The organism is Paludibacter propionicigenes WB4, from assembly GCF_000183135.1.
GTDB lineage: Bacteria > Bacteroidota > Bacteroidia > Bacteroidales > Paludibacteraceae > Paludibacter > Paludibacter propionicigenes.
Window position 1 is genome coordinate 1,313,044 of sequence record NC_014734.1, and the last position, 15,598, is coordinate 1,328,641.

The window sequence follows — 15,598 nt, forward strand, 5'->3', positions numbered from 1 at the left end:
AACGATTGACCGAAAATTCAGAACAAAACACCTTTCCGAGTAGAATAAAAGTATTTTATCATTCCTACGCTTTGTTATGTTATTGTCTGCCAAAACAAAGCGCTACTTTGAGACTAAATAACTCTTGTTTGTAGAAGAGCATCCTACGCCTATTCCACTTTTAAGAAACAGAAAACCACAATCTAAATTTAGAATCCTGATATTCATAGTATCAAAATAATCATTGGTATACACTACTTACTCCTGAATCATTTCAGTTTCTTCACAATCACCTGCGTGATATTCAGTTTTGTATCTATGTATATTAGAGCATTTCGGAGTTGTTCAAAACTATAAACCGCCGACAAGTTGTTTGCCTTCGCATAATCGGTTATTACCCTGTTTACTTTATTGAGCAACGGTTGAATATCCTGATTATATTGAGTCTGTATTAATTTATCGTAAGTTGTCCGTTTTTCCTGCCATTGAGAGGTAAGCTACTTTTTGACTGAAAACATGTGCTGAGAACAACACCAATACGAGTAATACTAATTTCTTCATCTGATTATTTTTTTGTTTGTCAATGGAGTTGTCTTTACTTTTTCTTCAACATAATTTCAACAGGTTCATTCTGTTTTATGTATCGTTACTATCAAAAATTAACTTTGTGCTGACGTTGTGTTTGCCATTGGGTGCAACGAGTTACGAATCGCTGTAAAAACATTAACGAATTAAACCTCTCTAAACCCTATATTTTTTTGTGTTGTTCTATTGCTTTTTCCTTAGTTGCCGATTAACTATTTTGATTTTACCATTAACTATTATTTCAGACAACGCAACGGCATGGCACATCCTTTAGGTACATTATAAAGAAGTGGTTGATGACTCCCTTGATCACTCGCTTCCCAACCTGTTGTAGCGTCAGCTTGAGTTGAAGACCAAGTGGAAAGATTATAACCCCGGTTCGTTAAGACAAATGTTGATCCACTATAACTAAATCCAGCTCCATGCAATTTTAATACACTGGTATAACTTAGAGCAGTCGAGCCAAACGCCGCATTGTTACCCACTGTTACCCATTCCGAATAAGTTGGCATTCGCCACCCTGATCCCAATAACAGGGTACATGGATCATTAGCAGCTGTCCAATCACTATTTTCAGTAATGGATGTGTACCAGCTTGTTGGAGTGATGATGCCATCATCTCCCACTTTAATCCCTTGTGCTCGGTTAAACTGCCAATACCAACCACCAGATGCTGCTGTTGCATCATTGACGGAAGTAGCTGAATGCTCAGCTCCAAGGTTCTGAGTGATCCAGCATTTTGTTGTGCCTGATACGTTCGTGCTAACAGTTGTGTAAGTAATTAACTTGCTAACAGGAGATACGCTACCGGCATAATGAGCTACAGAGAAACTATTTCCACAGGATGTAAAAGGGATAGCTCCATAACCATACCAGTCACTCAAACTATAAGGGGCTGTTTTATCAGTTAAATGAGATTTATTATTTAGATCGGAAATGGAATAAGTCCCTGCAGTAATCTCTCCTGCTGTCAGCATCCAGTCAGAAATTGCTTTTACACTTATAGCCCCCGATGAGGGAAGCGCAGCTGGATATTGGCCCCTGACAGTTGAAAACATCAGTGACAAGTATAAAAAAACAAGCTTCTTTTTCATTTTCTTCATTTTTATTTCATTGCAGTTTCCAGTTGTTCCACACTTTCGGGTAAGGCAACGATTTTGTTTGTTTGAGCATCGACCAGTACCATCACGGGAGTAGACAGAATAAAATAAGCATTGGCTACTTTACTGTTGATACCACCTTTGAGAAGCATATGTTTCCAACCTTTGAGCAAAGTGTGCACTTTATCCCAGAGTTTGATATCTGCTTCGGTATCATCAATGCCAAGAGCAAAAATTTCTACCGCTTTTTTATTTGATATTTGCTGATACCACGGATATAGGTTCTTGATTAGCTCCTTGCAATGGTCGCACCCAGCTGACCAAAACAATACTAGTTTATATCGGCAGGTAGTGGAATAAGTAGAAAATTGTGTATTTGTGCCGGCATCGTTTATAATATTAAAATCCGGTGCCGGGCTACCAACCACCAGTTTCTTTATGCCATTAAGCCGCTTTTCAATTTGTTGCTTTTTGTTGGTATAACAGCTTGGGTCGTCGAGGTAAGGTTGCAACGCTTTAATACCGACCGGGATATTATTGGCTTCAAAACCATTGTAAAAATAATCGACCATCCAACCATATACAAAAGGATTACCGCCTACGCGGGCTTTATCAATCGCTATTGTGGCGGCTACTGAAAGCAGCGAATCGCGCAACGCCGGAGTAGTGGACATGGCGCCATAGATATTTACATATTTGTTCATCCACTGAATCATGTCGGAGGTCTTCAAAATAAGTGTATCCTTAAAATCTATTCCATCAAAATAATGCGCTATCATACCGTTTACTCTGTCAACCAAACTATCTTCCCATTCCATCGCTGGCACATATTGAAATTTGAAAGCCTTGCTGACAAAAGTTTTTTTATGCTGTGCTATTTGTTTTTCAATCCATCGGTTGTAATTCGTGCGCCTTTTTTCGTATTCTGTTATGCCTGTGCGATAAAGGGTGGAGTGGGTATCGTCGTAACTCATCAGAAAATTCTGCAATACCCCCAGTTTCTCCTTTTGTTTGAAATTCTCTTTGCTGAAGTCAGCATAGACGGTATTTTCTATTTCACCTTTTTGAAACCACGTGCTGTCCATATTGTTGCAGAAAGGAGGATTGACAAATAATTCAAGGTTCTGCGAGTAAGCAAAAATGTGCTTTTCTGAAGGATATGGCGTGCTTGTTTCTTTATCTTTATAGTCGAAACGAATCACAAATTCACCCGGCAACTGGTCCTTAGCCACAGTAACTATGGCAGACTCATTACTTTTAACAGGTGACAATTCGGCAATGGGTTTACCTGCATTGGGTCCAGACAAAGCCAGAAGGCTTATTTTACTATTCCACACTCCACGTATATGTACCGTAATGGTTATATCTCTGGTCTGCGCGTTTAGTTGGAATACTACTGCCAGCAGAGAGATAACTAGAATTTTAAATTTCATGCGCATTACCTTTAATTGACATTTTCAAGGTTTGAAAAGTCAATGTACGTTTCCTTATTTTTTATTGGTTATTAATTTCTTTAATTCCTCCTGATTTATTTTAAGGAATTCAATTTCTTTTTTCAACAAATCAATTTCCTGATGTTGCGCTTCTATTTCGGCTTGTTGTGAAATAATGACGGCATCATGTTCCTGCCACCCTTTCAACAATGGAGCCGTCATAGCCTGATAATTGAGCGATAGTGTAGACATACTGTCTTTGGCAATCGTAACTAAATCTGGGAAATATTGCTGCACATTTTGAGCTATAAAACCTAATTGATGTATCTTTATATCTTTACGGTCGAATTCTACTGCATTAATTTTACGTAGGCTTTCAGATACGTTGGGTAAAGTCTGGATATTCTTTTTGAGGCGAATATCTGAATAGGCGGTAACATTTCCCCCTGCTGTAATTGAACCTGAAACTACTGCATTTCCTGTGGCATTAACATAAAATACAGGAGCCGCTTGATTTCCAAAATGAAACCCTATTGCATCTCCAACTCCAACTAATGCCGTCCCTTGGTAGTATGACATGCCATAAGGTGTGGCAGATGCAAAACACCAAATATTATTTGCGGCATTGGCAACATATCCTGCACTTTGAAATCCAGCTCCAGTTCCAGATTTAACTATACCGGAAAAGGTTGCAGTTGTTCCACTTAAGGCTCCTGTTAAGGTTCCTCCAGAAAGAGGAAGATATGCACCGGCTGCAGCAGCAGTAGTTAAATAAGTAGCTGCATCCACACTGCCATCCGCTTTTAGAAACTGAGCGGAAGTACCTCCTGATTTGACAAAACCAGTAGAAGTCACTGTTGATGAAAAGGTTTTTGCTCCTGCAAAAGTTTGAGTTGTTGCCGAAACCAATCCAGCTGAAGAAGCATCAGCTGTTTGCATATAGAGACTGTTCCCAGAAATTACTGCACCGTTGGCAGCTTTAGTCTGACTATCGATGGTGCCAATAACATTCACATAAGTAGTCGGCGTTGTCCAGCTCAATGCTCCTGCAGTAGTACCTGATAGTACCTGTCCATTCACAGTAGGGCCTGCTGTGGGGAGTGTGTAACTGATATTCGCCGACTGTGAACCTGCTGTAAAAGATGTAGAATATGAATTTGAAGCATCGGTAAATGCCAATGTTTTTCCTGCCGCTAAAGTGGTATTTCCATTCAGGGAAATGTTTCCTGTTCCCGTACTGAAAGTACCAGATCCGCTTATTGCAAAATTTCCTGAAGCTTGTGCGTAGCCTGTTATTCCCGAAAGAGCACCCGAGTTTACAATTAAACCATTCATCGTATTACCTGAAGTTGGAGCTGTAATGGCCGAATTGAATGTTTTTGCTCCTGCAAAAGTTTGGGCTCCGGTATTGACTACCCCACGGGCAGATGTACCTGCATCGGGGATGTTCAGGGTAAGTGTTCCTCCAAGACTAGCCGGCGAACCAGATACATTCACATCGACTCCCGTAGTTCCTGTAGCCAGCGTGATACTTCCCAGATTGGCCGTATTTACATCTATCGTCGGTTCTGTTGTTGTTCCACCTATTGTAACTTTTGTACTACCAGCTCCAACTGAAGTTACTTTATTGTTAAACGTAGTCCAGTTGCCGGATGACAAATATCCATCAGTACTGTTGGTTGCCTGCGTTATTCCTATCGCACCTGTTCCACTGTCGTAAGTGATAGGTGCTGTGGCTGACAAAGCTGATAATGTCAGAAAGTTTGGTGTCCAGTTCACCCAGTTACTTCCGTCGTACTTTAATATGTTATTTGCACTAAGGCTCGTAATAGAAATGGCAGTTCCTTTCAATTTATCAACATTGGTCGCTCCTAAAGTACCTGAGATATCTCCCCCAACGGGAAGTGCAGATGACTGGAAATAAGAAGGAGCTGCAGAAGAACCTGTATTATTTCCAAACAGCGTATTGGCACCTGCATTGGTCAAAGTATAAGAGATCGTTGGTGTAGAACCGGCATTAGCTACCGATGTACTAAAGAGTGGGGTCAGATTTCCCGACGAAACGGTTGTAACGGTTCCGTTATTGACAGTACTAATAACATCTCCGGTCATTTGAAGTCCGGCACCAACGGTTACACCACCCTTCACAGAAGCTGTGGCAGTGGGCAAAGTATATGTATAGTTAGGGATATTCAGTGTACCTCCAGAAAAAGTTGCTGCTCCCCCTGTTCCTGTAGTGGTAAGTGCAATGGCATTTTGCTTGTTATTAAAGGTAGTCCAATCATTAGAAGACAAATATCCATTCGTACTATTTGTTGCTTGCGAGATAGCAAAGACACCTGTCGCATTGTTGTATGTCAAAGGTGTAGTGGCCGATAAGGCTGTTCGGGCAATATAATTAGGAGTCCAGTTGACCCACCCGCTAGATGTGTATTTTAATAGATCTCCATCTGTCAGAGAAGAGAAAAGAAGAGAATTACCTTTCAATTTATTTACAGTAACTGCGCTCACTGTACCGGAAACATCTCCCCCAACAGGAATTCCGGCAGTCGATACAGATGCAGCAGCAGTGATTCGACCTGTAGCATCCACTGTAAACTGAGGAATAGCAGCAACCGATCCGTATGATCCGGAATTAGGATTTACATCTTTCAGCGTTAGTATTCCATTATTGTCCAGCGTTGCATCTCCATCCATCAAAACAGCTGTAGCTATTCCTGAAGCATTTCCGACAAACATCCGTCCCGCAGCCAGTCCATTGGTTAATCCACTTGCCCAACTTAACGCACCCGTACCATCATTAACAAGCAACTGTCCACTTTGACCCTGATTTTCAGGTAGAATTAGTGTATAACTACTTAGCGATGCCGGAGCTTGTAAGCGCACTGATTCGGAAGATGCATTGATTAATTGCATATCTCCTTTGATGTCCAATGCTGATTGCGGATTATCAGTACCAATCCCGACATTTCCGTCAGTTTTGATTGTCAATCCAGATCCCGGATTTGTATTTGCAGCAAAACGAGCCAACAAACCACTGGTTGACAGACCTGTATTTGCAACATATAATAGACCCTTAGTAGATGAGTTCAATGCAGAACTTGACGAACTTACTGAAAGCAAATTACCACTTGATAAGCTATTTCCGGCTATTGATTGTACTGTCCCTGTAGTAGTAGAAGAAGATAATGAAAACAAGCTACCTGTATGTGCTGCATTGCTATTCGCTAAAGAGAAAAGGTTTCCCGATGTGGCAGCGTTCCAGTTCCATGTTTGGGTAAAGTTGCCATTATTGATAGAATTATTAGCTTTAGCATCAGTGAGTCCATTCAATGGCATTGCCGACGCAATAGGATAATCGAGCTGTAGGCGTTCTGTTGCAGTGGTAAAATATAGATGACTATTAGCATACTCCATGGCTCCTTCTTCAAGTACTGCAACTTTATTAGCACTGGTCGTAAACTTCAAAGGAGCCATACCACTCGCTGCACCACCTGCAGGCAGGTGTAAACGTGCTGCTGGACTGGCAACTCCGATACCTATACTTCCATTATTTGAAGCAGCTGTTGATGGATTTCCTGATGCTGAAGAATAAGTATTCTTGCCAAACAATACTCCACCAATATTAATACTGTTCTCAGTAGTAGCCGGTAAAGTAATATTGGTACCTATAATAATATTATTCTTACCAATGTGGTTGCCCGAAAGACCATCATTTCCAACATTATATCCAATTAATGTACTATACTGAGCAGATGAAGCATTGTACCCTGCGTTTTGCCCTATAAAATTGGAATTACGAGCCAAATTTGCATAATATCCGGCTCCTTCTCCTATGAAATTTGAGAAACTTGCACTGATAGCCCCTAAACCAGCATTTTGGCCTAAGAAGTTGGATGAAGAAGCACTCGTTGCATCTGCTCCGGCTCCGTTACCTAAAAAGTTGGAGTAAGAAGCTCCTGTAGCATTTTGGCCTGCTTTTTCACCAAAGAAGTTGGATGAAAGACTACCTGTTACTCCGGAACCTGTACCTGGAAGTCCTGTAGAGAAAAGATTAGATCCATTCACAATAGTAATAGGAGAGGCCAATGATTCCGTCCATTGGTTTCCATCCCAAACAAGCGTTACCGACATTCCAATAGGCAATGTACAGGATTTAACTGATACGTAATTCGTAGAAGTACCTGAGTTGGCTATTGTAAACAAACGACCCGGTGTTTTATCTGTAGGCGCAGGTAAGGTTATAGCGACATCGTATGTATCCTGCACAATCACTAAACCCGAATAGTTATCCACAGGATCACTATTACCCGGAATAAATGTCGGATCTGAGTTATTTACCACATTGAATCCTAAAACCGTAGAACCGGTATTGTGTAAAGTAGCTACCGGAGCCGAAGTACCTATTCCCACTTTGCCATTTGCCATTACAGTTAACCCTGAACCGGAAGTACTATTCGATTGAATGCGCCCCACAGTACCATCGGTACTTGCAGAAGCGTTAGCCACATAAAGCAGACCGTTTGTAGAATTCAAAGAGCTACTTGACGAAGTTATACTTAATCCCGTTCCTTCAGTCAAAGAAGATGAAGATATATTAGCCAAAGTTCCGGTAGTTGCCGAATTGGCAGTGACATTGAACAATCCTGTACCGGTGTATGCTCCCGTACCAGTAACGTCAAATGCACTTCCGGATGTCTTTGAGTTCGTAAAATCAAGAGCATAGTTTGCTTGTGTAACCGTACGGTTAGCTGTCAACGTTCCATTGGCAGTATAAATATTGGGTAAAGTGGTAGGATCCTTCCATGCCGGTGCAGCTGTTCCTGTAGAAATAAGGACATAACCGTTTGTTCCGGCTGATGTAGCCTGCACTGCTCCTATTCCATTACCGTAAAGGATTCCATTACCGGTTAAACTATTTACTCCCGTACCACCGTTAGCTACCGGTAAAATTCCGGTCACGTCACCCGATGCAAGATTAACTGACGAACTGGAAAGATTTCCTGAAGCATTACTATGAACAATTCCAGCAGTTAGATTAGATAAATTGGTAATATTTTGACTGGTATTCACACTTATAGTGCCGGATGCAGCCGAAAGTCCCGTACCGACTATAACACCTCCTAAAGTGCTGTTGGTTGCCGGGGTAACCGTCCACGTTTGGGCTGCACTTCCATCAAAATCGGAACCTGTCAAGCCTGTCCCTGCGGATAACTTATTCGGACTTACTGCTGTTATCGTTCCACTCGATCCTAAAGCTATATCTGTACCATTCACGGTTACCTTACTATTGACCAAAGAAGAATTTGGGATGTTGGACGTTTCAATACTTGAACCTGAAAAGCTAAGGCCCGTTCCTAATGTGATATTTTGTGCATTAGCCAATGAACCCGTAGCATTACCTATCAAAGAAGAACCAGCCACCTGTTGTAGTTTGGAATAGGTTACGGCATTCGAGCCTATAGTCAGTGCTGGCGATAAAGCTGTTGTGCCTGATGCGGTTCCGGTAATATCTCCCGAAGCTGTAAAAGTAATACTCTCATTGTTCTTCAGGTAGGCGGAGTTATCGTAAACAACATCTCCACTTCCATTTATTGTCACAAAACCGGTTCCCGTAGTGGTGCTTAATACACCTGCGCTGCTATTGGTAACCAATCCTTTGGAATTTAGACCGCTAACGGTAAGACCACTGAATGTGGGGCTGCTTGTTGAAGCTATACTTTGAGGCAAACTGAGTGTTACATCTCCTGTCGAAGATGAAGCTATCACTTGATCAGTGGTTCCTGTGATAGTAGTTACAGGAGTGGTTGCTCCAACTAACTGACCATTAGTATTGGTGGCTATATAAGATGCTGATGCTGGGACTGAACCGCTGTTTATCTGATTTGCATTCCAATAAGCACCGGTGTTTAGAATAGTGGCAGTCGTTCCACTGGTGGATACAGCGGCAGGAGTGCTGCCGGTTACCGAACCTATTTTATCATTAAATGTTTTCCAGTCTGTAGAAATCAATGCGCCTCGTTGACTGGAAGAGGCATCTGGCAGATTAAAGGTGTGAGTACTTCCTGATGACTGTACATTAAAATCGGTTCCACTAGTACCCGTTGAGATTGTCTGACTGGCATTAGTTAACCCGTTGATGGATGTGATATAACTACTGGTATCAAACAACCAGTTCGTTCCGTTATATTTTAAATAACCTGAAGAAAATCCGCTTGGAAGATAGGGTACTTTCGTATCATCTACCGTCCACGTCCGAGCTGCACTTCCGTCAAAATCGGAACCTGTCAAGCCTGTCCCTGCGGATAACTTATTCGGACTGACTGCTGTTATCGTTCCACTCGATCCTAAAGCTATATCTGTACCATTCACGGTTACCTTACTATTGACCAACGAAGAATTTGGGATGTTGGAAGTTTCAAGACTTGAGCCTGAAAAGCCAAGGCCTGTTCCCAAAGTGATATTTTGTGCATCAGCTGATGAACCCGTAGCATTACCTACCAAAGAAGAGGCAGCCACCTGTTGTAATTTGGAATAGGTTACGGCATTCGATCCTATGGTTAATGCCGGTGATAAAGATGTGGTACCCGATGTGCTCCCTGTAATATCTCCCGAAGCTGCAAAAGTAATACTCTCATTGTTCTTCAGGTAGGCGGAGTTATCGTAAACCACGTCTCCACTCCCATTTATTGTCACAAAACCGGTGCCGGTAGTGGTGCTTAATACGCCTGTGCTACTATTGCTAACCAATCCTTTGGCATTTAGACCGCTAACGGTAAGACCACTGAAAGTGGGGCTGCTTGTTGTGGCTATACTTTGAGGCAAACTGAGTGTTACATCTCCTGTCGAAGAGGAAGCTATCACCTGATCTGTAGTGCCTGTGATAGTAGTTACAGGAGTGGTTGCTCCAACTAACTGACCAGTGGCATTAGTAGCTATGTAAGACATTGATAATGGTACTGAACCGCTGTTTATCTGATTTGCATTCCAGTAAGCTGCGGTATTCTGAATAGTAGCAGTTGTACCACTGGTGGATACAGCGCCAGGAGTACTGGCTGTTACTGAACCGATCTTATCATTAAAAGTGGTCCAGTCTGTAGAAGTCAATGCGCCTCGTTGACTGGAAGAGGCATCTGGCAGATTAAAGGTGTGAGTACTTCCTAATGACTGTACATTAAAATCGGTTCCATTAGTACCTGTTGATATCGTCTGGTTTGCATTAGTTAACCCGTTGATGGATGTGATATAACTACTGGTATCAAACAACCAGTTCGTTCCGTTATATTTCAGATAACCCGAAGAAAATCCGCTTGGAAGATAGGGTATTTTCGTATCATCTACCGACCAGGTCCTAGCTGCACTTCCATCAAAATCGGAACCTGTTAATCCTGTTCCTGCAGATAACTTATTCGGACTTACAGCTGTTATCGTTCCACTTGATCCTAAGGCTATATCTGTACCATTAACGGTTACCTTACTATTGATCAACGAAGAATTTGGGATGTTGAAAGTTTCAAGATTTGAACCTGAAAAGCTAAGGCCTGTTCCTAATGTGATATTTTGTGCATTAGCTGATGAACCCGTAGCATTACCTACCAAAGAAGAGGCAGCCACCTGTTGTAATTTGGAATAGGTTACGGCATTCGATCCTATGGTTAGTGCAGGTGATAAGGATGTGATACCTGATGCGGTTCCTGTAATATCTCCCGAAGCTGTAAAAGTAATACTCTCATTGTTCTTCAGGTAATTGGAGTTATCGTAAACCACGTCTCCACTCCCATTTATTGTCACAAAACCGGTGCCGGTAGTGGTGCTTAATACGCCTGTGCTATTATTGGTAACCAATCCTTTGGAATTTAGACCGCTAACGGTAAGACCACTGAAAGTGGGGCTGCTTGTTGTTGCTATACTTTGAGGCAAACTGAGTGTTACATCTCCTGTCGAAGAAGAAGCTATCACCTGATCAGTGGTTCCTGTGATAGTAGTTACAGGAGTGGTTGCTCCAACTAACTGACCAGCAGCATTGGTGGCTATGTAAGATGCCGATACTGGAACTGAACCGCTGTTTATCTGATTTGCATTCCAATAAGCATCGGTATTTAGAATAGTAGCAGTAGTTCCACTGGTGGATACTGCGGCTGGAGTGCTGGCGGTTACTGAACCGATTTTATCATTGAAAGTTGTCCAATCGGTATTGGATAATTTTCCTGTGTTGCTCGCCGAAGCTAAAGGGATATTCAAGGTAAGAGTCCCACCTAGATTCGCAGGTAAACCGCCTACATTTACATCTGTGCCCGTGACACCGGTCTGAAGAGTAACAGTACCTAAATCGGATGTATTTACATCTACTGTTGGGGCAGTACTTGTTCCGCCGATAACTACTTTGCTGCTTCCTGCACTTACTGACCCTACTTTATCGTTAAATGTTTTCCAGTCTGTAGAAGTCAATGCTCCTCGTTGACCTGAAGAGGCATCTGGCAGATTAAAGGTGTGAGTACTTCCTGATGACTGTACATTAAAATCGGTTCCACTAGTACCTGTTGATATCGTCTGGTTTGTATTAGCTAACCCGTTGATGGATGTGATGTAACTACTGGTATCAAACAACCAGTTCGTTCCGTTATATTTCAGATAACCCGAAGAAAATCCGCTTGGAAGATAGGGAATCTTAGTATCGTCTACCGACCAGGTCTTAGCTGCACTTCCATCAAAATCCAAACCCGTCAAACCTGTCCCTGCGGATAGCTTCTCTCGGCTTAGTGCTGAGGCACTTATTTCACGGAGCAAACCTGTTCCGGGAGCAACAACCAACAAATTGTCTGCTTTTGCATCGCCTGTTTGCAATCCTGTAACCGACAAAGTATTTGTCTGAGAAGTTTCTATGGTTGTTGGTTTTGTTAATAATCCTCCTAACTGAACATTACCATTAATATGAGTAAGCCCGTTATCTGCAGACACTAATAATGGTATACCCGGAGAACTTGCAACCCCGTTTATAGTGGAAATAAGAATTCCGTTTACAACAGATAAATTGTTATTCTTAATAATATCCTCACCTAAAGATGTCACACCATTTACAGTCGTAACAAGACTATTCCCTGTAATTGTATTTGAAACTTGAGTTGAACCAGCTATGAGCGAAGTTAATTCCGCCGTATTTACCACCCTAACCCAACGAGAGCTTACTATATCCCAATAATATAACCCTTTAGGGGCTTCACCTTTCTCATTGAACACTAACATTCCACTCACAGGAGAGCCATCCAAAGGACTCCATGAATTTATATCGTCAAGCACAATTCTTGAAATGCGCAATCCCTTTGTCATACTTTCCAATTCAAGCAAAGATCCATCTTGAATTACAGTCGGATTATTTCCAATCTTGTTCTGAGCAGACACAGGTAGAACAAAAGATCCCAACGCAATCATTAACAAAAAGAAATGTCGCTCTTTTAAAACTTTATAAATCATTTTGAGTCTAGTATAATTATGATGTTAAACTATTCATGTGGAATTTAGACAAATATCAATTATTCAATGATACATTATTTATGGTATCATTGAATTAGCGCCTTCTTTCAATGTTCGATTGCTTTCCTGTAATTCAATCTCTATTTTAGTATTTGACTTCTGCTTTCCCTTTATTCGTCGCAGTATTACATGGACTGAGATTATCGTTTCGTTAATAGCAATTGCTACCCACATGATAATCACATTAAGCTCCAAAAGATTACAAACAGCCACCTTTATTTCTGTTAGTTCTCTATATTTCTTTTGGCTATATCAGATTGTTAAGCCTATATCTTTTGCTTGTACGTTCTTTTGGAGCTTCGGGTTCTGCGTGGTTCTAGAATGCTTTTTGAATTATTTAAGACAGTCTCTGTTGAAATTATACTTTCATTATTACCAACACTATCCTCAAGGATGTTTGCACTTGCATCTGATTTATATGACCCAATACTTGAATTAGTTATAGGAGAAAGTTCAAATAGTTGAAATAAATAGTAATCCGGTTTACCACTTATCATACATGCACATAATTCCACAATTGAAATACTGTTATCAGCGTGTATAAATAGCGTCCTTGCATTTCGTACAGTCTTTCCTCGCTTTAATTCAAGAACAATTGTTTTAATATAATCAGGCGTAGAAAAAATTTGCTCTTTTCTTTCATTAAACTCCTGTACACATTCTACTCTGAATAAATGTTTTGCTGATTCATTCATATCTATTAAATTACTTCTGTAATCAAAAAGCAATGTGTACGCTGGCAATGATTTTAACATTATCATCATTTCTTGAACATTCTGAGCTATTGGAAGATATTTGTACATATACTAGAATTTTAATATTAACTTTACCTTGTCGACAAAATAATAATCAGCGTAAAACATTATAAATATTATATTCATCAATATTCATAAGTTGAATATGAATTAAATTCAATGGAATTGTTGTTTCACTTTTTCAATTAGCAAATAGAAATAATCTCCCAAAAATTGAAATGTAAAGATTATAGAGACAGTCCAAAGAACCGTTGGAATAATTAATAAAACCAAAATATTCATTTGTAAATAAATCACTCTAAAAAGTATCAATCTTCATTGACTGCTACGTTAAGTGCACTGCCTTATTAGAATTATCTTTTTTCTGTTTTGCTTTTATCAGATTCCAAATGGTTTTAGCAATAAATAATACTACATCTTGAAATATGCAAATCAAAATTCCTAAAACAGCTAATACAAACATAACCGGCGTAAAAACAAACATTCTTAAACCTGATAGAATAAAATTAAACATATCATCTTTTGTTATTAATCGATCATAAGAAAAAATGCTCTTATATCAATTTTATCATTTACAAAGAGGTACCGCAAGTATGATCATTTAAAATAATTATAGTTAATCCATATTTAATCATGGATACCCTTTGACACACAAAATCACTATCACTGTTTTAATTTCATTTTACAAATATGAATAAAACTTCATATTCATATAATCTTCAATATTCACCTTTATTTAAAAGGGCTAAATGATAATATAAGACAAAAAGAGACAAACAAATGCAAATACCGGTTTTTCGAACTTAGTCATCAAATAAAAAGATTTTATGGCTAAAGCTTGAGAGTATCTAAATATTAAAGTTTTTCAGGCAAACAGACAATATATTTATTTTACTTTTGTTCTTACCCTTGAACATTAAATAGCCGACTTTATTTATTTCCACTTAATACCGACAATTAAGATCAATAAAAAACAGAGTCTTAATAGCTCTTTCAAATAATAAAGCTTGCGATATATCTACAGACCGCATACTTATTACGTCATAATAAATAGGACACTTTTCAATTTATTAACACGTTCAATGACGATAATATGTCCTTTTTTATATAAATTTGTATTCTAAACAAAACTAATAGAACAAAAGACACTCGTAACTCATTATAACTTGATGTATATTAAGCGACAAATGATTTTGACTTATTCGAACTTTTATTTGTAAACTTTTCTATCATCTAAATAATAGTCGGATACTTAGATAATTTCAAATAAAGATTTTCGTTTTATAGAATTAAATTAATTGCTTAAATAAGAAAAGTATATCTACTTATTTCCTATATTTACAAGACAAAATAAAACTGCTGAACATATTCAAACAAATGTAACTTCGAAAACACATCAGATAGATTTTGTAGTCACAGATTCTGAATTCAATAATTGAATTCTACATTTTTGACAAGATAAAAAACCAATGGCTCAGTTATTATGATTGATCTTTAACGCAAATAGGACTTGTATGATATCAAGCAAATGAATGAAAGCTATTTGAACAAGATATTGTATTCCTTTGCAGTCACTGTCACATTTTCACAAATGAAATACAATGCAAATATCACAAACTTTTTTGAATAATACAATGGATTATGAAAAAAAATACAAACTTATTTGAAAGAATTTGTCAAATTATTGATTTATACGACATTAAAAGTGTAAATTCATTTGCTATTGATTACTTAGAATACAATTCATCAGAAAAAATCAATAGATTGAAGAAAGAAAACACCAATCCTTCTTATGAAATTTTATGCGATATCGCAAACAAGTTTGAATCAATAGATATGAATTGGCTTCTTTTAGGGGAAGGAAACATGGAAAAAAACAACAATGTACCGGCTCAAGAAGACAACAAACAGATTGATGAAATATCATTCAACTATCTTTTAGAGAGATACGAGAAACTAGCTATTGAAAACGGAAGGTTGAATGCGGAGTTGAATGCCCTAAGGCAAAATATAAAAAAGTCGAACGAATTCAATGAAAAAAAGCAATTTTACATATAACGACTGAAAAGCAAACAAGAACAAATAAACATTGAATTACTGCAGTCTCTTATTTTTTTAAACTAAAAATGCATTACATTGACGATATGCTTATTAAAAATTACTTTCTTCATAAATCTACGTATTGGCTTTTTTCCAAGCCAGTTTAAATTTAAAC

The 15,598-nt window shown here is 39.1% G+C and carries 7 protein-coding genes; 1 reads left to right on the forward strand and 6 read right to left on the reverse strand.

What is annotated here, in order from left to right; genetic code table 11:
• Positions 1 to 248: 248 nt before the first annotated feature.
• From PALPR_RS16155 to PALPR_RS05435, 6 genes are all read right to left on the reverse strand, one after another.
• Positions 249 to 431 (reverse strand): OmpH family outer membrane protein, encoded by a 183-nt coding sequence (locus tag PALPR_RS16155; RefSeq protein ID WP_083807181.1) that lies wholly within the window; start codon positions 429 to 431, stop codon positions 249 to 251.
• Positions 432 to 800: 369 nt separating this feature from the next.
• Positions 801 to 1,658 (reverse strand): hypothetical protein, encoded by an 858-nt coding sequence (locus PALPR_RS05410; protein WP_013444604.1) that lies wholly within the window; start codon positions 1,656 to 1,658, stop codon positions 801 to 803.
• A gap of 11 nt (positions 1,659 to 1,669) precedes the next feature.
• On the reverse strand, positions 1,670 to 3,097 hold the full coding sequence (locus PALPR_RS05415; protein WP_013444605.1) for a thioredoxin-like domain-containing protein: 1,428 nt from the start codon (positions 3,095 to 3,097) through the stop codon (positions 1,670 to 1,672).
• Positions 3,098 to 3,151: 54 nt separating this feature from the next.
• A complete protein-coding gene (locus tag PALPR_RS05420; RefSeq protein WP_013444606.1) occupies positions 3,152 to 12,568 on the reverse strand; it encodes a tail fiber domain-containing protein in 9,417 nt (3,138 codons plus the stop codon).
• Between the two features lie 326 nt (positions 12,569 to 12,894).
• Positions 12,895 to 13,431, reverse strand: coding sequence for a hypothetical protein (locus tag PALPR_RS05430; RefSeq protein ID WP_013444607.1), 537 nt, complete (start codon positions 13,429 to 13,431; stop codon positions 12,895 to 12,897).
• 277 nt (positions 13,432 to 13,708) lie between these two features.
• A complete protein-coding gene (locus PALPR_RS05435; RefSeq protein ID WP_013444608.1) occupies positions 13,709 to 13,897 on the reverse strand; it encodes a hypothetical protein in 189 nt (62 codons plus the stop codon).
• A gap of 1,127 nt (positions 13,898 to 15,024) precedes the next feature.
• Between PALPR_RS05435 and PALPR_RS15330 the strand changes: the two genes are divergently transcribed.
• On the forward strand, positions 15,025 to 15,441 hold the full coding sequence (locus PALPR_RS15330) for a hypothetical protein (RefSeq protein ID WP_013444609.1): 417 nt from the start codon (positions 15,025 to 15,027) through the stop codon (positions 15,439 to 15,441).
• Positions 15,442 to 15,598: the final 157 nt, after the last annotated feature.

Coding starts and splice junctions, on each gene's coding strand:
- PALPR_RS05410 (WP_013444604.1), bottom strand. CDS start 1,658: ATGAAAAAGAAGCTTGTTTTTTTATACTTGTCACTGATGTTTTCAACT.
- PALPR_RS05415 (WP_013444605.1), bottom strand. CDS start 3,097: ATGAAATTTAAAATTCTAGTTATCTCTCTGCTGGCAGTAGTATTCCAA.
- PALPR_RS05420 (WP_013444606.1), bottom strand. CDS start 12,568: ATGATTTATAAAGTTTTAAAAGAGCGACATTTCTTTTTGTTAATGATT.
- PALPR_RS05430 (WP_013444607.1), bottom strand. CDS start 13,431: ATGTACAAATATCTTCCAATAGCTCAGAATGTTCAAGAAATGATGATA.
- PALPR_RS05435 (WP_013444608.1), bottom strand. CDS start 13,897: ATGTTTAATTTTATTCTATCAGGTTTAAGAATGTTTGTTTTTACGCCG.
- PALPR_RS15330 (WP_013444609.1), top strand. CDS start 15,025: ATGAAAAAAAATACAAACTTATTTGAAAGAATTTGTCAAATTATTGAT.